Origin of the sequence: Ferdinandcohnia sp. QZ13 (assembly GCF_031324165.1) — a bacterium.
GTDB lineage: Bacteria > Bacillota > Bacilli > Bacillales > Bacillaceae_L > Ferdinandcohnia.
In genome coordinates this window covers 1,489,674-1,511,362 of sequence record NZ_JAVIVW010000015.1, presented here as the reverse complement: position 1 = coordinate 1,511,362, position 21,689 = coordinate 1,489,674, and the positions used below count along the sequence as shown (strand labels likewise).

The 21,689-nt window shown below is 37.0% G+C and carries 20 protein-coding genes and 2 pseudogenes; 12 read left to right on the top strand and 10 right to left on the bottom strand.

Going from position 1 to position 21,689, the window contains the following annotated elements; all coding sequences use genetic code 11:
* Positions 1 to 80: 80 nt before the first annotated feature.
* Positions 81 to 1,934 (bottom strand): histidine kinase dimerization/phosphoacceptor domain -containing protein, encoded by a 1,854-nt coding sequence (locus RGU12_RS21435; protein ID WP_309537872.1) that lies wholly within the window; start codon positions 1,932 to 1,934, stop codon positions 81 to 83.
* Positions 1,935 to 2,196: 262 nt separating this feature from the next.
* Here RGU12_RS21435 and RGU12_RS21430 point away from each other — a divergent pair, with 262 nt between their 5' ends.
* The 8 genes from RGU12_RS21430 (at position 2,197) to gloA2 (ending at position 11,500) form a co-directional block, all read left to right on the top strand.
* Positions 2,197 to 2,793: an ANTAR domain-containing response regulator gene (locus tag RGU12_RS21430; RefSeq protein ID WP_309537871.1), complete on the top strand. Its 597-nt coding sequence runs from the start codon at positions 2,197 to 2,199 to the stop codon at positions 2,791 to 2,793.
* Positions 2,794 to 3,329: 536 nt separating this feature from the next.
* Positions 3,330 to 4,283 carry an ABC transporter substrate-binding protein gene (locus RGU12_RS21425; protein WP_309537870.1) on the top strand — a complete coding sequence of 318 codons (954 nt, stop codon included), beginning with the start codon at positions 3,330 to 3,332 and terminating at the stop codon, positions 4,281 to 4,283.
* Between the two features lie 75 nt (positions 4,284 to 4,358).
* On the top strand, positions 4,359 to 5,858 hold the full coding sequence (locus tag RGU12_RS21420) for a sugar ABC transporter ATP-binding protein (RefSeq protein ID WP_309537869.1): 1,500 nt from the start codon (positions 4,359 to 4,361) through the stop codon (positions 5,856 to 5,858).
* Between the two features lie 59 nt (positions 5,859 to 5,917).
* Positions 5,918 to 6,826, top strand: a complete 909-nt coding sequence (locus RGU12_RS21415) for an ABC transporter permease (protein WP_396232416.1) — start codon at positions 5,918 to 5,920, stop codon at positions 6,824 to 6,826.
* Positions 6,827 to 6,913: 87 nt separating this feature from the next.
* Complete coding sequence (locus tag RGU12_RS21410; protein WP_309537867.1) at positions 6,914 to 7,990, top strand: alcohol dehydrogenase catalytic domain-containing protein; 1,077 nt, start codon at positions 6,914 to 6,916, stop codon at positions 7,988 to 7,990.
* Between the two features lie 260 nt (positions 7,991 to 8,250).
* On the top strand, positions 8,251 to 8,955 hold the full coding sequence (araD, locus tag RGU12_RS21405) for an L-ribulose-5-phosphate 4-epimerase (RefSeq protein WP_309537866.1): 705 nt from the start codon (positions 8,251 to 8,253) through the stop codon (positions 8,953 to 8,955).
* 157 nt (positions 8,956 to 9,112) lie between these two features.
* A complete protein-coding gene (locus RGU12_RS21400) occupies positions 9,113 to 10,723 on the top strand; it encodes a xylulokinase (protein WP_309537865.1) in 1,611 nt (536 codons plus the stop codon).
* A gap of 390 nt (positions 10,724 to 11,113) precedes the next feature.
* The gene (gloA2, locus tag RGU12_RS21395; RefSeq protein WP_309537864.1) at positions 11,114 to 11,500 is read left to right on the top strand and encodes an SMU1112c/YaeR family gloxylase I-like metalloprotein; all 387 of its coding nucleotides are present in this window, start codon (positions 11,114 to 11,116) and stop codon (positions 11,498 to 11,500) included.
* 64 nt (positions 11,501 to 11,564) lie between these two features.
* On the opposite strand, the gene RGU12_RS21390 is transcribed toward gloA2, so the two are convergent.
* Positions 11,565 to 12,311 carry an N-acetylmuramoyl-L-alanine amidase gene (locus RGU12_RS21390; RefSeq protein WP_309537863.1) on the bottom strand — a complete coding sequence of 249 codons (747 nt, stop codon included), beginning with the start codon at positions 12,309 to 12,311 and terminating at the stop codon, positions 11,565 to 11,567.
* Between the two features lie 50 nt (positions 12,312 to 12,361).
* On the bottom strand, positions 12,362 to 12,736 hold the full coding sequence (locus RGU12_RS21385; protein WP_309537862.1) for a hypothetical protein: 375 nt from the start codon (positions 12,734 to 12,736) through the stop codon (positions 12,362 to 12,364).
* A gap of 356 nt (positions 12,737 to 13,092) precedes the next feature.
* On the opposite strand from RGU12_RS21385, the gene RGU12_RS21380 reads away from it, so the two are divergent.
* Entirely contained in the window at positions 13,093 to 14,490 is a 1,398-nt protein-coding gene (locus RGU12_RS21380) for a VWA domain-containing protein (protein WP_309537861.1), read from the top strand.
* Between the two features lie 46 nt (positions 14,491 to 14,536).
* Here RGU12_RS21380 and RGU12_RS21375 read toward each other — a convergent pair.
* The 5 genes and pseudogenes from RGU12_RS21375 to RGU12_RS21360 form a co-directional block, all read right to left on the bottom strand.
* Positions 14,537 to 14,812, bottom strand: a pseudogene (locus RGU12_RS21375) (transposase); the annotation flags it as partial.
* Between the two features lie 9 nt (positions 14,813 to 14,821).
* Positions 14,822 to 15,172: a hypothetical protein gene (locus RGU12_RS21370; protein WP_309537859.1), complete on the bottom strand. Its 351-nt coding sequence runs from the start codon at positions 15,170 to 15,172 to the stop codon at positions 14,822 to 14,824.
* A complete protein-coding gene (locus RGU12_RS23800) occupies positions 15,075 to 15,281 on the bottom strand; it encodes an IS3 family transposase (protein WP_396232415.1) in 207 nt (68 codons plus the stop codon). Before RGU12_RS23800 ends, RGU12_RS21370 begins: the two co-directional genes overlap by 98 nt.
* A 107-nt stretch (positions 15,282 to 15,388) precedes the next feature.
* Positions 15,389 to 15,583, bottom strand: a complete 195-nt coding sequence (locus RGU12_RS21365; RefSeq protein WP_309537858.1) for a hypothetical protein — start codon at positions 15,581 to 15,583, stop codon at positions 15,389 to 15,391.
* Between the two features lie 151 nt (positions 15,584 to 15,734).
* On the bottom strand, positions 15,735 to 15,935 hold the full coding sequence (locus RGU12_RS21360; RefSeq protein ID WP_309537857.1) for a transposase: 201 nt from the start codon (positions 15,933 to 15,935) through the stop codon (positions 15,735 to 15,737).
* 358 nt (positions 15,936 to 16,293) lie between these two features.
* Here RGU12_RS21360 and RGU12_RS21355 point away from each other — a divergent pair.
* Positions 16,294 to 16,803: pseudogene (locus tag RGU12_RS21355) on the top strand (peptidoglycan recognition protein family protein); the annotation flags it as partial.
* A 1,402-nt stretch (positions 16,804 to 18,205) separates the two neighbouring features.
* Here RGU12_RS21355 and RGU12_RS21350 read toward each other — a convergent pair.
* A complete protein-coding gene (locus RGU12_RS21350; protein WP_309537856.1) occupies positions 18,206 to 19,084 on the bottom strand; it encodes an N-acetylmuramoyl-L-alanine amidase in 879 nt (292 codons plus the stop codon).
* 323 nt (positions 19,085 to 19,407) lie between these two features.
* Positions 19,408 to 19,665 carry a hypothetical protein gene (locus RGU12_RS21345; protein ID WP_309537855.1) on the bottom strand — a complete coding sequence of 86 codons (258 nt, stop codon included), beginning with the start codon at positions 19,663 to 19,665 and terminating at the stop codon, positions 19,408 to 19,410.
* Positions 19,666 to 20,093: 428 nt separating this feature from the next.
* Here RGU12_RS21345 and RGU12_RS21340 point away from each other — a divergent pair, with 428 nt between their 5' ends.
* Together RGU12_RS21340 and RGU12_RS21335 are read left to right on the top strand one after the other, a co-directional pair.
* Complete coding sequence (locus RGU12_RS21340) at positions 20,094 to 21,260, top strand: nucleotide sugar dehydrogenase (RefSeq protein ID WP_309537854.1); 1,167 nt, start codon at positions 20,094 to 20,096, stop codon at positions 21,258 to 21,260.
* Between the two features lie 144 nt (positions 21,261 to 21,404).
* Positions 21,405 to 21,581, top strand: a complete 177-nt coding sequence (locus RGU12_RS21335) for a hypothetical protein (protein WP_309537853.1) — start codon at positions 21,405 to 21,407, stop codon at positions 21,579 to 21,581.
* The last annotated feature ends 108 nt before the right edge of the window (positions 21,582 to 21,689 follow it).

Below are 21,689 nucleotides of genomic sequence, written 5' to 3'. Positions count from 1 at the left end.
TTTAAGAAAAAGAAACCCCAAGAACCATGTTAAATCAAGATTCTTGGGGTTTTTAAGTGAATATTACAACAGATTCTTCCCTATTGATGAAGAAAAATCCGCTCTGTTGGAAGTTTGATTTCGACTAATGTATTTCCTTTAGTACTTTCAAAGGTCATTTGTCCTTGGAAGTCGCTTGATACAATCCCTTGGATAATGGATAATCCTAAGGATGCTAACTTGGACATATCGAAGTTTTCTGGAACTCCTCGACCATTATCTCTAACCGATAGGTATATCGTGTTATCTATTTTCTTGCATGTGATAACAATAATGCCGCTATCATCATCTGAAAAAGCATGCTTAAAGCAGTTAATGACTAATTCATTAATGATTAGGGCGATAGATGTTGCCTTATTATAAGGGATGAAAATATCTTCAAGTTCAAATTGAATCCTTATGTTTGGATTGGTATTGATAATGCTTATGATTGCTTCAATAATTTGTTTCACATTTATTATACTTCTACCTAATTTCTCCTTTGAAAGAAGATTGTGAACGGATGCGATACTTTTGATTCTAAAAATTATACTATCAAGTAATTCACCCACGGATTGCTCGGGGTTATTTTTTACAAACATTTTTTGTGCTGAAATAAGTCCGACGATTGATTGAAGATTATTTTTAATTCGGTGGTGGCTTTCTTGAAGAAGAGCTGATCTTCCCATTAATCTTGTATCTTCAATTGCAATTGCCGCATGCCGAGCTAGAGCTGATAAAAATTTCGTCTCCTCTTTTGAATAAACATATAAGTTTTCATAAGAAACTTGAATAATCCCTGTTACTTGGGAACGAATCAGTACGGGGATACAGATAATCGTTTTTACATTATCAATTTTTTCAAACAAAGAGGGAAAGACTGAATCATTTTTATTTGCGTAATAGATTTCATTTCCCTTCGCTATTTTTACAATGGCTTCTTTCGTTAATTGAGCTGTTACAGTTTGGTTATTTTTATATTCAAAATCATCAATAATACTCCAGGTAGCTTCATCGAGTAACTTAATCGAACTACTGTCAGCATTCATAACTCTCGTAACTTCTTTCGCTAAAAGTAACAATACATCTTTCAGCTCATATTCAGATGTCAGAAATTCTGCGGCCTTAAAGACAGCGTCAAGAACTGGTTTCGTTTCATCGTCTTTATACTCATCATGATAATTAAAATGGTAGTTCTCAATTTTCTTTAGTAGTTTTTGAGGATCAGCTATTGCTTCCTCAGCTGTCATTTCCGCAGTGATTCTTCCGTTGGATAGGATTGATATTCGGTTTGCAAGTTTTAATGCGTCTTCCCATTGTTTTGTAATGTAAATAATGCTCCCACCATCAATTTTAAATTGTTTCAATGCGTTATATAATTTTGACGCATTAATATCAGAGAGACCTTCCATCGGTTCTTGAATGACAATGATTTCGGGTTTTTGGATAAAGCTTCGTGCAATATACACAATTCTTTTTTCCTCATCGGAGAGACTTTTTACTTTTTTCTTATAATCGAATTGAAAATCAAGCAAATGTAAAACCTGTTCTGCTCTTTTAGTGACTTGTTTCCAATCGACAAAAGGGAGAAATTTCCGTGTTGGTATGCTAGACAAACTAAGATTTTCTGCAATGGAAAAGTTATTAATCAAAGACGGTTCTTGTTGTATAATTGCTATTTTATGTTTGGTGTGTTTATAATTCGTTAACACTTTGTCCTTTAATTTAATTTCCCCATGCAGACCGGGTTTTTCTAATAACTTCCTGAGGGCTTGAATGAACACCTTTTGCTCAGAACTATTCTTTATAATAAAAGCATGTATTTCTGAGTCTTTAAGATGAAAGTTTAGATGATCGATATCTCCATCGGGGCTAATATATGTTATATTCGTACACTCCAAAATAAACTCACTCAAACGATTACCTCCAACCAAGGAAAAAATAGTAGAGAAACACAATAGAAATTAATGTTATTTCAAAATAGTTTGATAACCTTATTATCATCATAAAACATTTTTTTGATAACGACAAATGCCATTACCCTAGTGTTCAATCAGACTATACAAATTTCGACTGTTTTCGCTTTCATTATTCGACCATTTTCTATATAATTAGAAGAAATGTAACAAACTGTTTTCTTTGCAGATGTAACTATGAATAAATAGGGTGGTGATAACCATGACTCAATCTTTACGAATCTTAATAGCCGAGGATGAATTCTTAGTATTAATGGCTACAAAATCCTATGTAGAAAAGCTAGGGCATGAAGTTGTTGGCGTTGCAACAGACGGAGAAATGGCTGTTGAAATGGCATTAGAAAAAAAGCCAGACCTCGTTATCATGGACATTAATATGCCAAATCTCGATGGAATTGATGCGATCAAAAAGATTAACGAAAGCCTATTTATTCCAAGTATTATTGTAAGCGGTTATCATGACGAACAATTAATTAATAGAGCTACTGATGAGGGTGTACTCTATTATTTACTAAAACCTATTGATATAGAAGAACTAAAAATTGCCATTAATATTAGCTTAGCTAAGTTTGAAGAATTTAAGAAGCTGCAGGAAGAGCTACAAAGTACTAAGAATGCATTAGAAGCACGTAAATATATTGAAAAAGCAAAAGGAATAATGATGGATCGGATGAATTTGAAAGAGCCAGAAGCCATGAAACGATTACAGAAAATGAGCCGGGATAAAAATAAAAAATTAGTGGTAATCGCGAAAGAGCTTATTGAAGCAGACTCTTTATTTCGTTCGGATGAGAAATAAATTTTCATTAAAAATGATTTGATAGTTTGAAATAATTCTTGACTATTAGATATTTCGACAATATACTATAAATATAGTTACAGAAACGTAATAAATTTGAAATTAACTTAATATCTATACTAACGTTTGGTATAGAAAAATATAACCGTTTTCAATAAACTTAATATAATGTGAATTTTATGCTTATGGCTGGTATAAAATTTACGATGGCTATGGGTGCCTTATATGCGTTATCTATTATTCTCTCGTGATGTAGAGTCTAACTTGATAACGTGTTTAAGGCACCCTTTTGTTTTTAACTGACAATGGAAGCGCGTTCAACCTATTGGAAGGGGTGATGTCTCAAAAAATGAATTGAAATGCTAGTTTGTGAGGGGATGCAATAAAGAAGGTAACGAATTTATATCTTGTTTGATCTGGTGTAAATGACCATTTTGCTTAGATAAATCTAACGAAATGTAACCGCTTTATACTCATTCTATTTACAATATTCTTTTAACAATTTTATTTGAATAAAAAACAGGGGGTAAACACCAATGAAAAAATTTAAAAAGTTAGTTGTACTTTCACTAGTATTACTTCTATTCGTTGCAGCAGGTTGTTCAAACCAAAGCAATGCTGGTGGTGAAGGTAGTGGGGAAGCGAAGAAAGAAAAGATTAAAATCGGTATGTCTTTCCAAGAAATGAACAATCCATACTTCATTTCAATGAAAGAAGCTTTTGAAGAGGCTGCTGCACAAATTGGTGCTGAAACCGTTATTGCAGACGCTCAACATGACGTAACAAAACAAATCAATGATATTGATGACATGATTCAGAAAAAAATTGATATCTTATTAATCAACCCTACTGACAGTGATGGTGTTGAAGGAGCTGTAGAAGCAGCGAAAAAAGCAGGTATTATTGTTGTGGCTATTGATGCTCAAGCAAAAGGTCCTATCGACTCTTTCGTAGGATCAAGAAACTATGATGCTGGTTATTTAGCTGGTAAGCAAATGGCAGAAGATTTAGGTGGACAAGGTAAAGTTGCCATTCTTGATGGTATTCCAGTTGTACCAATCCTAGAGCGTGTACGTGGTTTTGAAGATGCTGTTAAAGAGTATTCAGGAATTGAAATTGTGGACAAACAAAATGGTAAACAAGATAGAGCTGAAGCGATGAAGGTTACAGAAAACATGTTACAAGCAAATAAAGATTTAAATGCAATTTTCAGTGTTAACGATGAAGGTGCATTAGGTACATTAGGTGCAGTTGAAGCATCTGGTAAAGATGTATGGATTTACAGTGTTGACGGACACCCAGAAGCGATTGAGGCTATCACAAAAGGTGGCGTGTTCAAAGCAACTACTGCTCAATTCCCAAGAGACCAGGTGAGAATTGGTCTTGGTATGGCATTGGCTAAACTTTGGGGTGCAGAAGTAGTTCCTACTGAAGTTCCAATTGATGTAGAACTACAAACAAAAGAAAACGCTGCAGACTTTAGCTGGTAATTTAAAAATTAAGGCGCTTTTGCACAAATGCAATAGCGCCTCTCCTAAATACGTGTAAGAAGGAAGGTGATTGCTATGGATAACATACTAGAGATTGAGAATATTACGAAGGAATTTCCTGGGGTAAAAGCGTTAAATGGAGTGAGTTTCAATATTAAACGTGGTGAAGTTCATGCATTAGTAGGAGAAAATGGTGCAGGAAAATCGACATTAATGAAAATTCTTTCTGGTGTTTATGCACCTACTACAGGAAAAATTCGTTTGGATGGAAAAGAAGTCACATTCAAAGATCCTAAGCAAGCACAACAATTAGGGGTTAGTATTATCCACCAAGAATTTAGTTTAATACCTTACTTGAGTGGCGTAGATAATATTTTTTTAGGCCGTGAGAAAAGGCAAGCAAATGGATTATTAAACCGAAAAAAGATGCGCAAGGAAGCAGAAGAAGTATTACAAAGACTAAATGCAAACATTGATTTAAATAAACCTGTCGCACACTTAAGTGTGGCAAACCAACAATTTATCGAAATTGCAAAAGCGATTGCGATCGAAACGAAAGTATTAATTTTTGACGAACCAACCGCAAGTTTAACTGGAAAAGAAATTGACAAGCTGTTTGAATTAATCGCCAAATTGAAAGCCGATGGTGTAACCATTATCTATATATCGCACCACTTAGAGGAAATTCTGAAAATGTGCGACCGCTTTACCTGTTTACGTGATGGTGAGTTCGTTGGAACGCGGGATGTGAAAGATTCTACGAAACAAGACATTGTTAAAATGATGGTTGGTCGTGAAATCGTCAATGCCTTTCCTGAAAAACCAGTGAAAACGGGAAATGAAGAAGTATTATTAGAAGTTAAGAAAATAAACAATAAACAGATTCATGATATTCAATTTGACCTGAAAAAGGGAGAAATCATTGGAATCGCTGGTCTTGTTGGTTCCGGACGAACAGAGGTTGTAAGAGCACTAATCGGTGCTGATGAAGCACAAGAAAAAGAAGTGTTAATCAATGGCCAAAAGGTGTCTATCAAGAACCCAACAGATGCACTCGCACATGGAATTGCATTGATTCCAGAAAGCAGAAAAACACAAGGTCTCGTACTAAGTCAATCTATCAAGAACAATATTAGCATTCCAATATTAAAAGATTTGTCCAACTTCTTACGAATCATTAATAAGAAAAAAGAAAATGAAATTGTTGAGCAATCCATTAAGGACTTATTAATCAAAACACCAAGTAGTACACAATTGGTGAAAAACCTGAGTGGAGGTAATCAACAAAAGGTTGTTTTAGCTAAATGGTTAAATACAGATTGTAAAATATTAATCTTTGATGAACCTACCCGTGGAATTGACATAGGGGCTAAGGAAGAAATTTACAAGCTAATGAGAAAATTGGCAGATGAAGGACTCTCAATTATTATGATTTCCTCAGAATTACCAGAAATTTTAGGGATGAGTGATCGAGTTCTTGTTATGCACAAAGGAAGAATAAAGGGAGAACTTCTGGGAAGTGACGCAACTTCAGAAAAAGTAATGTATTTTGCAACGGGTGGTGCTGATGAATGATTGAATTAGATTATAAGAGAAAAGGATCTAGCATTAAGGACTTGTTAAAGTACCCTGAAATGCTAACGCTGATTGGATTTTTAGTTTTATGCATATTCTTTTCCTTTGCAGCAGATAGCTTTTTAACGACAGATAATATCTCAAATATTATCCGACAAGTTTCAATAAACGGGATTCTAGCTGTTGGGATGACATTTGTAATTTTAACAGGTGGTATTGATTTATCAGTTGGTTCTGTAATGGCGCTAACTGGGACAATTATAGCCGGCATGATGATAAATGTTGGATTACCTCCAATCGTAGCCGTATTAATTGGAATTGTTTTAGGTGCGGTTCTTGGATATATCAACGGTCTATTTACAGCCTATGCAAAAATACCGGCAATTATCGTTACATTGGCAATGATGGAGGCTGCACGTGGTTTAGCCTTACTTTATACGGGTGGATATCCACTTTCAGGATTACCAGATTCATATGCATTTATTGGAAGAGGCTATTTATTCGGAGTCATTCCGATGCCTGCCGTGATCATGATTCTAGTCTTTATCATCGCTTATATCATTTTGAATCATTTACCAATCGGTCGTTATATCTATGCACTTGGTGGTAATGAGGAAGCCGTTCGATTATCAGGGGTAAAAGTGAAACGTATTAAAACGATTGTATATCTAATTAGTGGTGTTACAGCTGCAATTAGTGGAATGATTATGACTTCAAGACTTTCTTCTGGACAACCGATGGCTGGGGAAGGCTATGAGTTAGACGCAATTGCTGCAGTCGTACTAGGTGGAACAAGCATTGCAGGCGGGCGCGGACATATTTTTGGAACATTTCTAGGTGCCTTGTTATTAGGTGTTTTAAGTAATGGATTAAACCTTATGGGTGTATCACCATATGTACAACGTGTACTTAAAGGTGTGATTATCGTTGGTGCTATCTACTATAGTAGTACTCGTCAAAAAGACTAATATACTAGGTTAACTAGCATTAGCGTTAACAATATATAGTTACAATTATTCTATTAAAATCTTAAACATATAAGGAGATGTAGAACAATGTCAGTATTACCAGAAACAATGAAAGCTGTAGTCGCACATGGTCCAGAGGATTATCGAGTTGAGGAAGTTTCTGTTCCGAAGGCTGGACCAGGGGAAGTTATCATCAAAGTTGAAGCTTGTGGTATTTGTGGTAGTGACTTAAAGGCATATCATGGTTCTGCACAGTATTGGGCCGGAGAAGACCCTTGGATGAAAACACCTGTAATTCCAGGACATGAGTTCTATGGAATTGTTGCTGAATTAGGAGTAGGAGCAGCAGAGCAACACGGGGTAAAAGTTGGAGATCGTGTTACAACTGACCAAATTAATCCTTGTGGAAAATGTAAGTTCTGTAAAACAGGTAAGTACTGGATGTGTGATGTTCACAATATTTATGGGTTCCAAAAAGATGTAGCTGATGGAGCTTGGGCTGAATACATGAGATTCAGTAATACATCAACTATTTATAAAATTACAGACGGCGTAACAGCTGAAGAAGCAGCCTTAGTAGAGCCAATGGCATGTGCCGTTCATACAGTTCAGAGAGCTACAATTGAATTTGAAGATGTGGTTGTACTAGCTGGTGCAGGAACTCTTGGATTGTGCATGGTTCAACTCATTAAATTAAAAACACCTAAGAAATTAATTGTATTAGATGGAAATGAAAATCGACTAGCGGTTGCAAAAAAATTAGGTGCCGACCTTGTCATTAACCCACTAAAAGAGGATGCAGTCCAAATCGTAAAAGATTTAACGGAAGGTTATGGCTGTGATGTTTATATTGAGGCAACTGGCCATCCAAGTGGTGTAACACAAGGACTACAAATGGTTAGAAGGCTTGGAAGATTTATTGAATTTAGCGTATTTGGTTCAGAAGTAACAACGGACTGGAGTGTTATCGGTGACCAAAAAGAGTTAGATCTTAGAGGTTCTCATTTAGGGCCTTACACATATCCAATTGCAATCGACCTTTTTGAACGTGGTTTATTAACAGCTGAAGGCATTGTAACACATAGCTACAAAGTAGAAGACTTTGAAGAGGCTATGGAAATGGCACACAATCCACAAGCTATTAAAGTATTATTAAAACCTTAATTCAGATGTAATAAATAAAGCAGTCCAATAGTAGATATAAAAAAATGGTGTGATTTGAGTGAAGGGTGGTGACTTCAGCGGTTCCAAACGTGTCAAGGTATGCTACAAAAAGGCAATACAGCACGCAAGGCCGAATAAAGAAGTCCGCCCTTTTCTACTTTTTGCAAGGGAATATCACAAAACGGTTACGAGTATCGAAAATAAAAAAATTGGGAACTCGGCAATTGCCGAGTTTTCTTTATAGAATGGAGTGATTGGATATGTTAGAAGAATTAAAACAAAAAGTATTAGAGGCGAATCTAGAGTTGCCGAAAAGAAACTTAGTCATATTCACATGGGGAAACGTTAGTGGAATTGATAGAGAAAAAGGACTGGTCGTTATTAAACCAAGTGGAGTCGCTTATGAGGACTTAAAAGCTGAAGATCTTCCGGTAATCGACTTAGAAGGAAATAAAATTGAGGGTAACCTTAATCCATCGTCTGACACTGCCACCCACTTAGTCCTATATAAGGCATTTCCTGAGATAGGAGGGGTTGTGCATACCCATTCGCCATGGTGCACAAAATGGGCTCAAGCAGGAAGATCGATTCCTGCATATGGTACGACACACGCAGATTATTTCTATGGGGACATTCCTTGTACTCGACATATGACTCCTTTTGAAATTGATAATGAATATGAGCACAATACGGGTGAAGTCATAGTAGAAACCTTTAAAAATATCGACCCATTATCTATTCCTGGTGTCATTGTGAATAACCACGGTCCTTTTAACTGGGGAAAAGATCCGATGAAGGCGGTTGAAAACGCAGTAGTAATGGAGGAAGTTGCAAAATTTGCTTACTATACTCAAAGTCTATCACCCGAAATTGGTCCAATTGATCAACATTTACTAGATAAACACTTCTTACGAAAGCATGGAAAAAACGCATATTATGGTCAACAAAAGAGGGTGAATAGTTAACCGGGATATAGGGACAGGTTCTTGTTCTAGGAAAAATATAGTACAAAAAGGAACCTAACCTTCTGACCAACAAACGTACAAACAAAAAATACACTTAGATGTAAGCGTTGTTAATAGATCCTTTATCATTGGATTAGCTACTAGAGGAGGATATAACGTGAAAGCGAATCAAGAAGACATAAAAAAAGCGATTATCAATGGAGAAACTTCACTTGGTATCGAGTTAGGATCCACACGGATCAAAGCAGTTTTAATTGATAAACATTTTGAAACAATTGCAACTGGAGGTTATGAGTGGGAAAATCGTTTAGAAAACGGCTTTTGGACGTACAACCTAGAAGATATAACCACTGGTTTACAAGTAGCTTATCGTGAAATGAAAAATGATGTTGAACGAAAATTTGGCATCACGATTCAAACAATTGGCTCTATTGGATTTTCTGCCATGATGCACGGCTATATGGCTTTTGACAGGGCGGGAGAGCTGCTCGTTCCTTTTCGGACTTGGCGGAATACTACGGCTGGTCGAGCAGCGAAAGAATTAACCGATCACTTTCAATTTAATATTCCGGAAAGATGGAGTATCGCCCACCTATATCAAGCGATTTTAAATGAAGAGGAACATGTACCACACATTGATTACATCACGACGTTATCTGGCTACATTCATTGGCTACTAACTGGGAATAAAGCAATTGGGATTGGCGATGCTTCTGGTATGTTCCCGATTAACGAAGGAACAAAGGATTATCATGAATCAATGGTTAAACTATTTGATGAACTAGTTGCACTCAAAAACTATCCTTGGAAGCTTAGAGACATTCTTCCTCCTGTTTATATCTCAGGTGAGAATGCTGGAAAATTAACGGATGTTGGAGTAAAAATTCTGGACCCATCACAAGATTTGAAACCGGGTATTCCAGTTTGTCCGCCAGAAGGTGATGCTGGAACGGGAATGGTTGCAACAAATAGTGTTAGGAAACGTACAGGAAACGTCTCAGTCGGAACTTCTGTATTTGCGATGATTGTATTGGAAAAAGAGCTTTCAAAACTATATCCGGAAATTGACATGGTTACAACGCCGAACGGGAGTCCTGTAGCGATGGTTCATGCGAATAACTGTTCAAGTGATATCAATGCATGGCTGGGATTGTTCCGTGAATTCTCAGAAGCGATGGGCTATAAGGTTGATACCGCTCAATTATTCAGTGTGATGTTCAATAAAGCTTTAGAAGCGGATCCGGATGGCGGAGGCTTGCTAAGCTATGGTTATTTTTCAGGCGAATATATCACCGGATTAGAAAAAGGTAGACCATTGTTTGTTCGTTCACCTGAGAGTAATTTCAATTTAGCAAACTTCATGCGGACACATCTATTTACAGCATTCGGTGCGCTGAAAATGGGGATGGATATTTTGACTAAGAAAGAAGATGTTACTATAGATAGCATTCTAGCGCATGGTGGATTATTTAAAACGCCTGTAGTGGGACAAAAAATTGTGGCAGCTGCAATGAATACACCCGTTTCTGTAATGGCAACAGCCGGAGAAGGCGGTGCGTGGGGAATGGCTATACTTGCTTCTTATTTGTTGAATGATAACAAAGATGAAAGTTTAGAAGACTTCCTCGAGAGAAAAGTCTTTAAAGATGTTGCTGGACAAGAAATTTATCCTGATCCTGAGGATGTAAAAGGGTTTGAAGAATTTATCGAGCGCTATATAAAAGGGATAGAGATTGAACGGGCTGCTGTAGAACATTTACTTCCATAAACGGATTGGTTAAGGTTACATTTATGATTCGAGGTTTGTCGAAGTGCATAAAGGATTGCTGCTGTATTTTTAAAAGGAACGTATTACAATAGAATATTAAAGGGCCGATTAATAGCATTCTGTACTAATCGGTCCTTTTTTGCCAATATCGATTTCAAACAAGCGTTTGTTTAATGGTTCAGAGTAGTGATATCCCGGAGTTTCCAATTCAATCAATCGTTTGTTTGAATTTTTTACGGGAAGGAAAAGCAGATTAAATTTAAGGTGTTATACTATTAATTTAGTAGCCTACTATAGGAATAAAGGTCCGTTATTGTGGGTATAGGGGAACAGGTGTTTTAGAATATCTATTAATTCCATCTTGATAAAATTGAGATAAGGATGATCACATTGAATATTAATCGCATCCATCATGTAGCAATTATCTGTTCAGACTATGAAAAGTCCAAAGACTTTTATGTGAATAAGTTGGGGTTTACGGTATTAAATGAAACGTTTCGTGCAGAACGTGCATCGTACAAGCTAGGTTTATCAGTTGGGAATACCTATCAGATTGAGTTGTTCTCTTTTGTGGATTCACCTAAGAGACTAAGTTATCCTGAGGCAGCAGGACTTCGCCATCTAGCTTTTGAGGTGGACGATATAGAAGAAGCGGTAGAGGAGCTAATATCAAAGGATATTGTAGTAGAAGATATTCGTATTGATGAAATAACTGGTAAGAAATTTACCTTCTTTAAAGACCCAGATGATTTGCCTTTAGAAATTTATGAAAGATAGCAATTAAAGAAGTGGCACAGGAAAGCTAGTAAGTTTGATTTCCTGTGCCACCTTATTTGTTATATCATCCCAAACTCCCCTTGTTCAATCGTCTTTGTAGTTCTTTAATGACAAGAGATGGCTTACTTATGACCCCATCAACAGGAGTATCAAAATATCTTTGTAGAGCGCTGATTGTTTTTGGGTTTAAATAACCGTCAACTATAAGGTTCTCTTTTGGTAGATTTGAAGGTTGGGATATAGGTTTAGGTGTTTGTCCAGACCCAGGGGCTACATATCTAACACCTTCCTCCCGACAAATAGCGCGTACCGCACTTTCATACATACCTTCACGATAAGTTTTATCTTTGATTTGTTCTGATTGCGGGCCATCCAAAAAATCGTATTCTAGTACCGTAGTACGACAGGTTCCTGTAAGTCTGTGCATATAGTAATAATCCCCTCCGGAAGAATGTTTGAGAGTGTATACAGGTCGGGGTCTAACAGGATAACTAGATTTTCTAAATTCCTCAATTAGTAATTGCTCAAACTTGCCGTCAGAATAAATGGAATGGATTGTTTCAGTCCCACTTCCTCCACCTGCGTTAAAATGATGTGAAATACACTTTTTATAATTCTTAACTTTCGAAGTTCTTGGTTCAGGATTTAGTGTAACATCATTTGTTCTAGTCGTATCACTAGCAATTCCTAGTTCGGATAGACGACTGTCTACATAGAGTGCAGCTTCTAAGGTATACATCTTTTCCATATTTCCATTTGCAATAGCTCCCGGATCACTACCACCATGTCCTGCATCTTGAATCCAACTCATTTAAAAACACTCCTTTTTCTGTTAAATTTTATTTTGTATATAACACTATTTTAGAAAGTAGGATATGGATGAAAAACATATAGATTGCCACATTGAGATCCGTAAACATTTTCAGTCTCATAAGCAGTTAACATATTAAACTCAATACATTTCCAAACCAGTCGCTTAAACGTTGAGCGGGAAATAGCATGTTCATTCAATCCTATTTCTGTGCTACGTACGATCGATTTCATGGATTCATGACAAACCCCTGGGACTTTTGAGGCAAATTGAATTAACTGATTCAATCCGAACATTTCCCCTCGCGTGAACTTCATTTGATAATCAATAAGCCAAATCTCCATATTGGCTTTGTATTCCTCGTAATCGTGAAACTGTGAATATTCTTGAATATCCTTATCAGAGCATACTTTTATTCTTAGCATAACTTGAACCCCCTTTTACCTTTGTTATAGATAGCTAATGGGAAAAGGGGGCATTATTTCTGAAATTTTTTTGAATGGGGGAGGAAAAACGCTTATAGGATTGTTGTTCACACTTAATGGGTCATCCTAGATGTGAAATTATAGTTCCTTTCGTTTTATTTATGATCGATTGGATAAATTCCTGATACATGTGTTTCTTCCTCACTTAGTAGTGCATTAGACCTATGTCTTTAAATCTAAATAATTATTACCGAATCATACTAAAATCCCGTTTTGTGTTAATTATGAAAATACTGGATTAAATTTAAGTAATATGTAAATGGTGTGACTTTAGATATGTTTGGAGGGGAAAATATTTGAAGAGGCTTTTATTGATTTTTGTCATGTTGGCATTGGTGCTTACGGCCTGTTCTAAAGATGAGAGTCAGCGGGCGAACGCTAAGCCGAAGGAACCTAAGACTGAAGAATCAAAGCAGGCGGAAAAAGAAACTAAAGCTGAGAAACAAGAGGAATCATATACTTCAAAAGAAGTGTCCTACTATGAAATTGCGGGTATTGAACGTGAGTTAACAGAGCTTGAGCAGGAAATGCTGCGACACCCTGGAATTTTTAGTGGTGATAACTACGATGAAACCAAGGTGAAGGAAGCGCTCGATCAGTTGCCAGATAACCTAACTGAGGAACAGTATGTCGAAGAACTAAAGTATTTATTTACCGAGGATTACCATGAAGAATTGGAAACGCTCCTGACGTTTGATTCCACTATTGAGGTCGATATTGATCGTCCGGATGAAACCGTAAATGCACCAACCTTAATAACAGCTCATTATGCCATTTTAGTGGATGCCAGTGGGAGTATGGCGGCAAAAGTAGGTGGCAAGACAAGAATGGAAGCTGCCAAAGAAGCCGTAATGGAATTTGCCGAACAAATCCCAGAGAATGCTACGATTTCGCTGCGTGTTTACGGGCACAAGGGCTCAAACAGTAATGCCGATAAAGCTTTGTCCTGTGATAGCTCTGAAGTTTTATATAACAATAGCTTTGAAGAAGAGGGATTTCAGAATGCGTTGGCACAGGTGAGGCCTGTTGGTTGGACGCCAATTGCTCTTGGATTACAAATGGTAAAAGGAGATATTCCTGAAGGTACAGACGATGTCGTGGTGTACGTCGTTAGTGACGGAATTGAAACATGTGACGGGGATCCAGTTCAAGAGGCGAAAAACCTTGTATCTGCAGACATTCAAACTGTTGTAAATATCATCGGCTTTGATGTTGATAATGAGGGACAAAAACTGTTAAAGGAAGTTGCAAATGCTGGGAATGGGGAGTTCACGTACGTTAACTCTGAACAGGATCTAAAGAAATACATGAGAGCCCAATACGAAGAAATTCAAAAGAGATGGTACGAGTGGAAAGAAGCAGGTAAGACGCAAGCCTACGAAATGAAGGGAGAGAAAAAGAAATTAGCGTATGACACAAAAGAGAGCATGAAAGAAAAAAGCTATCGAGAGAAGGAGCGTATGAAAGAAGCGCAAGCCTATCTTAAGGAACGTTTCGAGGACTACGATCATCCAACTCGGAAAATATTCTCTGATATCGTCGATTACGGAAATTCTAAATGGCGGTACGCTGTCGATAATGGAAATCGCCTATGGAGAGAAGCGGTCGATAACGGCAACCGCGAATGGCGTGAGTATGTCGATGAAGGGAATCAGAAGATACGAGAAACGATTGATAAGAAGAATGGGAACTAAAAGACCGGGGCAATTGTGCTGAACCCTAAAAGTTAGACCAAAATATTTATGAAGCTTGTTGACTGGTATGAAGACTGTATTCCACCGGGCTCATGCCAGTCAATTTTACTTTTATCCGTTCATTGTTATAGTAAAAAATATAATCAGTTACTGCTTGTTTAAGCTCTTCAAATGACTTATAAACTCTACCGTAAAACATTTTCTGTTTCATTATCCCGAAGAAATTTTCCATTGGTGAATTATCCAGACAGTTTCTCTTTCGGGATATACTTTGAAAGATACCGTTATCTTTTAGTTTACTTACATATCTTTTCATTTGATAACCCCAGCCTTAATCAGAGTGTATAGTTGTTCGATAGGGGCAATCTTTTGTTATTTCAATTGCTTCGTCTAAAGCATCCATAATTGCTTGAGAGTTTGGCCGTTCTGAGAACCGTAAGGATAGAATTTCACCATTAAACATATCTAAAAATGAATCTAAATAAGCCTTCTTAATGATTATCTTCCCATCAGAATCGGTAGTATAGTATTTGAATTCAGATGTATCAGTCGTTAATTTTTGATGTGGAATGCTTGTATGGAATCTACGGTTTACAAGGTTTTTCGAAATCTTTCCTATAGTTCCCTTTATAACTGCTGTATTTACGAGATTTACGTGTGAATGATGTACAAGTAATACCAAGTTTATTGGTAATCCGTAGGATTTTTTTATGATTTACGATATAACCACTCTTACGTAATTCTATATAAATTCGACGATAGCAGCAATTTCCATTATGTTTCTCTACAATATCTTGGATAATCTTTTCAATCTCTTCATCTTGATTGGGTTCATTATATCGTTTTTACCAATACATATAGGTTGCCTTTGGAAAGCCTGTGGCTTCAAGGATAACTGCTAATTTGAATTCTTTTCTGAGTTCGTGGATGACCCTGTATTCTGTTTTAGCAGTCTGCTCGGAATATTTACCCCTGAAGCACGTAGCTTTTTTAAATAGGCATTCTCCGCACTTAGTAACTCTATTTCTTTTAATAGTTGTTGTTCTTTCGTCAATTTCTTCTCATTTTTATTCTTCTTTGATTCGTTGGACAATGATGGACGCCACTTTGATCTAGAGAGTCCTTCAATACCTTCATTTTGCCATTTCCTCAACCAATTAAGAATCATAGGTGGTTCAGTAATGCCAAATTTTTAGCAACTTATTCAAAGGAATCTCCTGTTCTTACCTTATAGTTTAAGACATCTATTTTAAATTGAACAGGATAATTCGTAATTGCTTTTTTATGAGCCAACCCCTGTTTTCCAAATTGTTGGAACGCACTGACCCATTTTCTTTGGTTTTACTTTGAATACCAAATCTAATAGCTAAGGAAGCATATCCACCTTCACCAACTAAATAAGCGTCGACTACTTTTTGCTTAAACTCTTCATGATATTTGACCACAAAAAACACCCCAAAAGTTAGAATTGGTTGGTCTAACTTTCGGGGTGCACATCAAATCCCGGTCTTTTGTTTGGACCAAGGTACTATTCCTGGGTATTTTCCGACGGGACAGAAGATAAGGGGAAAGGTCCCTTGTTAATTGGATGAAAACTAGTTCAAATATGCTACGGAGGTTTGTTTAATTTTAATTTTCAAGCAAAAAAGTTAAATTACAGAAAAAAGCTTTGCAAGCACAGAAATTAATGTATAAGTAAGCTATCTCATTCGAGCTAGCTTTTTTAAATTTTTGTTAAATAATTGTTTCAACATAAACGAAACTAACAGACTAACATAGTTTGTTAAAAAGGGAGGCAATTTTATGTACCAGATTAAAAGGGATTACATTAAAATCGGTAATTCACGCAGTGGTCAGCGTATTGGCATGGTGCGTTTTATCGTGAGTCATGACACTGGTAATCCAGGATCAACTGCTTATCAAAATTGGAATTACTTTAATAAACAACAACCAAGTGCAAGCGCTCATACCTTTATCGATGATAAATATATTCTTGAAATGATCCCACTTACTGAAAAAGCATGGCATGTACAATACAACAAACCAACGGATAATCGTATGTTTGGTGACGATGCAAATGATGCTGCTATTGGTGTAGAGTTGTGTTGGGGTGGCAAAATTAACTTCGATGAAGCTTATAAGCGTTATGTATGGTATCATGCTCATTTATGTAAGACATATAGTTTGAATCCAAGAAAGCATATTGTCTCACATAAAACACTGGATCCACAAAGACGGAGTGATCCAGACAATGCACTCAATCGATATGGCATTACATGGAATCAATTTATTGATGATGTAGCAAAGGCATACGGTGAAAAACCAAAGGCACAATCGAAAGAGCAGTCTAAACAGCTGTACCTCTTATATATAGAGGGACTGCTTATTGGTCGTTACACTGCTTATAATGCCCTGAAATTTGCAGGAGATCATCTAGATAAAGGTCCAAAGGAAATAACAATGTTGCGTAATGATGTAGCAAAGGCATACGGTGAAAAACCAAAGGCACAATCGAAAGAGCAGTCTAAACAGCTGTACCTCTTATATATAGAGGGACTGCTTATTGGTCGTTACACTGCTTATAATGCCCTGAAATTTGCAGGAGATCATCTAGATAAAGGTCCAAAGGAAATAACAATGTTGCGTAATGATGTAGCAAAGGCAAACAGTGAAAAACCAAAGGCACAATCGAAAGAGCAGCCAAAACCACAGGTTGGTGAGTTGTACCTCTTATATGTAGATGGATTACTCATTGGTCGTTACACTGCTTATAATGCCCTGAAATTTGCAGGAGAGCATCTAGAAAAAGGTGCAAAGGAAATAACAATGCTGCGTAATGATGTAGCAAAGGCAAACAGTGAAAAACCAAATGAACAATCGAAGGAGCAGACTAAACCACAGGTTGGTGAGTTGTACCTCTTATATGTAGATGGATTACTCATTGGTCGTTACACTGCTTATAATGCCCTGAAATTTGCAGGAGAACATCTAGAAAAAGGTGCAAAGGAAATAACAATGCTGCGTAATGATGTAGCAAAGGCAAACAGTGAAAAACCAAATGAACAATCGAAGGAGCAGCCAAAACCACAGGTTGGTGAGTTGTACCTCTTATATGTAGATGGATTACTCATTGGTCGTTACACTGCTTATAATGCCCTGAAATTTGCAGGAGAACATCTAGAAAAAGGTGCAAAGGAAATAACAATGCTGCGTAATGATGTAGCAAAGGCAAACAGTGAAAAACCAAATGAACAATCGAAAGAGCAGCCTAAACCACAGGTTGTTGAGCATTACCATTTATATGTGGATGGACTGCTTATAGGTCGTTATACTGCCTATAATGCCTTGAAATTTGCAGAAGAGCATCAAAGCATGGGAGCAAAGGAAATTAAAATGGTACGTGTTTAAAATGAATCTGTTAAGAGGATTGTTCTAGGGGATAAAGGTATTTTTCCTTTGGTATCATTCATTGGTGGATAATGTTACTTTGTAATGGATAAAATCAAACCCAAATTTTTCTTTAGTAGTAGGCCCTATCTTTTTGAAGGTAGGGCGCCCATGTTTTTCTGAAAAATTAGTCTAAAAGTTAGATGTTGAAACTAATGGGTGCAGTAAGAACTTTGGGGAGGGGCTAGCCAAATCGTTCCCTCCTACGTTATGTTTATTTATTGCTTTTTAATTACAAAATAATTATTTATTCTTACATTGCAATGGGTCAGCCCAAATTCCCCTTATTTAATCTTCTTTGCAGTTCTTTTATGATGAGAGAAGGCTTGCTTATTACGCCGTCAACTGGTGTGCCAAACCGTTTTTGTAAGGCTGAAATTGTAATTGAACACAAGTATCCGTCCTGCTTGACACCGAGCCATTTTTGCAATGCCTTTATAACAAATGAAGGTTTACTAATATATCCATCTACTGGTGTTCCGAAATATCTTTGGAGGACGCTGATTGTTTTAGGGCCGAGATAACCGTCAACAACTAAGTTTTCTTTGGGTGGCTTAACTGATTTTGGTTCGGGTTTAGGTGCTGATATTGCTTCATGTCCAGACCCAACATAATTAATGCCTTCCTCCCGACATATAGCGCGGACCACACATTCATACAAGCCTTCACGATATGACTTGTTTTTGATTTCCTCTGATTGTGGGCCATCCACAAATTCGTATTCTAGTATAGTAGTGCGACAACTTCCTGTAAGTCTAAGCATATAGTAATAATCGCCACCTGATGCATTTTTGCGGGTGTACACAGGTCGCGGTCTCACGGGATATCCAGCATTTCTAAATTCCTCAATTAGCATTTGCTCAAACTTACCATTAGAATAATTCGAGTGGACTGTTTCAACTCCACTTCCTCCACCAGCATTAAAATGATGTGAAATACATTTATCATAATTCTTCACCTTCGTGGTTCTTGGCTTGGGATTAATGGTGACATCGCTTGATCGAGTCAAATCACTTGCAATCCCCAGTTCTGCCAACCGTTTGACAACATAAAGTGCAGCCTCTAATGTATACACCTTCTCCGTATTCCCATTCGCCACTGCACCTGGGTCACCACCACCATGCCCTGCATCTTGAATCCAACTCATAAAATTCACTCCTTCTCTACTAAAATATGCAAATAATTTTTTGTACAGGCACGTACCCTGTTTGGTGAAATAGGAGCTCTCGTTGGATGAACTTCAGACACAATCTTGCTTTTTCGGTGTTTCAAGTCGGAAGTTTGCTTAGCTTCACGGGGGGATAAGTTTACTTTCAAAAATTACTTATAGGGTGGAACGAGGGACCTATCCCCGCGTCCCAAGCAGGATAGGGATGAAACACATAGAGGTTACCTCCTTGGGCACCATTTTTGTCTTCGGTTTCATAGACTTTTATCATTCCAAAACGGATACACTTTCAAACCATGCGTTTAAATGTTGAGCGGGAAATGGCGAGTTTGCCCAAACCTGTCTGGGCAACACATGATTGTTTTCATGGCTTCAAAGCAAACTCCAGGGACTTTCGTAGATAATAGAATTAATTGATTCAATCCGTCCATTTCCCCCCGTGTGAAATTCCGTTGATGATCAATAAGCCAAATCTCGATATTGGTTTTAAATTCCTCAAAATCGTAAAACTGAGAATAATCCTGAATTTCGTTGCTAGACGCTATTTTTACTTTCAGCATCTTCTGAACCCCCTTTTACCATTGTTATAGATAGCTTCAAAGTAAAAAGGGGCATCAATTTTAGAAATTATAGGACAGAGGTTTGGAACGGAGGGATAGGTCTCGTGTCTATGGTGGAACTTCAAAAACCAAAAACCCTTTAATTTTTTATACGAATTATACTTTTAATCGCATAACTAATGGAGAAACTAAGTAAGAAGGAGATTTCTGAGAGCTTAGCTAATGAATTGGTTACATAAACAAGGGTTACCTTTATGACTCCACAATAAGGTAAGGTGGTTAGGCATTGTGATATAAGGTTGAAAACCTTAAATTATTGACCCATTTTCTTAAGTGTGGGATTATATTATTTGATTACTAAAATGTATTTTTTGAAGAATTTGTTTCGTTTACTTATTGAAAGTTATATATAAGGAGAGAACTCAAAGATGAAAATTACTATCGCTGGTACGGGTTATGTTGGTTTATCCAATGCGATTTTGCTAGCGCAGCATAACGAGGTAATAGCCCTAGATATTATTCAGGAAAAGGTAGATTTAATAAATAATAAAAAATCTCCGATTGCTGATCATGAAATTGAAGAATATTTGGCAACAAAAGAATTAAACTTAACGGCAACTTCTGATAATTTTAAGGCATTTAAAGATGCGGAATATGTTATCATTTCTACTCCAACCAATTATGATTCGGAAAAGAATTATTTTGATACTAGAACAGTTGAAGCTGTTATATCCAATGTAATATCTATTAATCCAGATGCAATTATGGTAATAAAGTCAACTGTACCCGTGGGATATACTGAGAAGATTAAGGAGGAATATGAAACAAACAATATTATCTTCTCGCCAGAGTTCTTAAGGGAAGGTAAGGCTTTGTATGATAATTTATATCCTTCACGAATTATTGTTGGTGAACAATCGGAGCGAGCAAAAGTGTTTGCAGATTTATTAGTACAGGGAGCTCTTAAAGAAAATATACCTGTATTATTCACAAATTCAACAGAAGCCGAAGCCATAAAATTATTTGCCAATACTTATCTTGCAATGAGAGTTGCGTTCTTTAATGAACTAGATTCCTATGCAGAGGTTAGAGGGCTAAATACGAAGCAAATTATCGAAGGTGTGGGGCTTGATCCGCGTATTGGTAACCACTACAATAATCCTTCGTTTGGTTATGGGGGATACTGTCTCCCTAAAGACACTAAGCAATTATTAGCGAACTACGCTGATGTACCGAACAATATCATGACAGCTATTGTTGATGCAAATAGAACACGAAAAGACCATATAGCTGAGATGATTCTAAAGAGAAATCCAATGGTAGTAGGAATCTATCGACTAACCATGAAGATGGATTCTGATAACTTTAGGCAGTCCGCTATTCAGGGTGTTATGAAGCGTATTAAAGCACAAGGTATCGAAGTAGTGATATATGAGCCAGCTATGCAAGAAGAGACATTCTATAATTCAAGAGTTATTGAAGACTTCGAAGAGTTTAAAAAAATAAGCGATGTCATCGTAGCAAACAGACTCACAGAAGATTTGCAAGATGTTGTTGACAAAGTCTACACAAGAGACATCTTTAGCAGGGATTGAGGGATAGCCCCCTTATCCCAATTATATAAATTGTATAAAGATAAAAGCAGCGAGTGAAAAAACATTGTTTTTTCGCTTGCTGCTTTATTTTTTCGAGATCCATCAGACAGCCCTACTAAAAGAAAAGAAAGTGGCACATTGTACATGTTTACAATCATCCAACGCGGAGTATCTTCTCTGATATCGTCGATTACGGAAATTCAAAATGGCGCTATGCTGTCGATAATGGAAATCGCCTATGGAGAGAAGCAGTCGATAACGGTAACCGCGAATGGCGTGAGTACGTGGATGAAGGGAACCAGAAGATACGAGAAACAATAGATAAGAAGAATGGGAACTAGACCGGAGGAGAATCTCTGGTCTTTTTATTGGTTGGATGTAGGATTAATCTTTTCGTCGAAAGGTGTCACACGTTATTTCTAAAATTTC

Excerpts from the sequence above, each read along its gene's own strand:
- RGU12_RS21335 (WP_309537853.1), top strand. The coding sequence starts at position 21,405 with ATGTTTACAATCATCCAACGCGGAGTATCTTCTCTGATATCGTCGATT.
- RGU12_RS21425 (WP_309537870.1), top strand. The coding sequence starts at position 3,330 with ATGAAAAAATTTAAAAAGTTAGTTGTACTTTCACTAGTATTACTTCTA.
- RGU12_RS21420 (WP_309537869.1), top strand. The coding sequence starts at position 4,359 with ATGGATAACATACTAGAGATTGAGAATATTACGAAGGAATTTCCTGGG.
- RGU12_RS21410 (WP_309537867.1), top strand. The coding sequence starts at position 6,914 with ATGTCAGTATTACCAGAAACAATGAAAGCTGTAGTCGCACATGGTCCA.
- RGU12_RS21350 (WP_309537856.1), bottom strand. The coding sequence starts at position 19,084 with ATGAGTTGGATTCAAGATGCAGGGCATGGTGGTGGTGACCCAGGTGCA.
- RGU12_RS21340 (WP_309537854.1), top strand. The coding sequence starts at position 20,094 with ATGAAAATTACTATCGCTGGTACGGGTTATGTTGGTTTATCCAATGCG.
- RGU12_RS21385 (WP_309537862.1), bottom strand. The coding sequence starts at position 12,736 with ATGCTAAGAATAAAAGTATGCTCTGATAAGGATATTCAAGAATATTCA.
- RGU12_RS21345 (WP_309537855.1), bottom strand. The coding sequence starts at position 19,665 with ATGCTGAAAGTAAAAATAGCGTCTAGCAACGAAATTCAGGATTATTCT.
- RGU12_RS21390 (WP_309537863.1), bottom strand. The coding sequence starts at position 12,311 with ATGAGTTGGATTCAAGATGCAGGACATGGTGGTAGTGATCCGGGAGCT.
- araD (WP_309537866.1), top strand. The coding sequence starts at position 8,251 with ATGTTAGAAGAATTAAAACAAAAAGTATTAGAGGCGAATCTAGAGTTG.
- RGU12_RS21430 (WP_309537871.1), top strand. The coding sequence starts at position 2,197 with ATGACTCAATCTTTACGAATCTTAATAGCCGAGGATGAATTCTTAGTA.
- RGU12_RS21415 (WP_396232416.1), top strand. The coding sequence starts at position 5,918 with ATGCTAACGCTGATTGGATTTTTAGTTTTATGCATATTCTTTTCCTTT.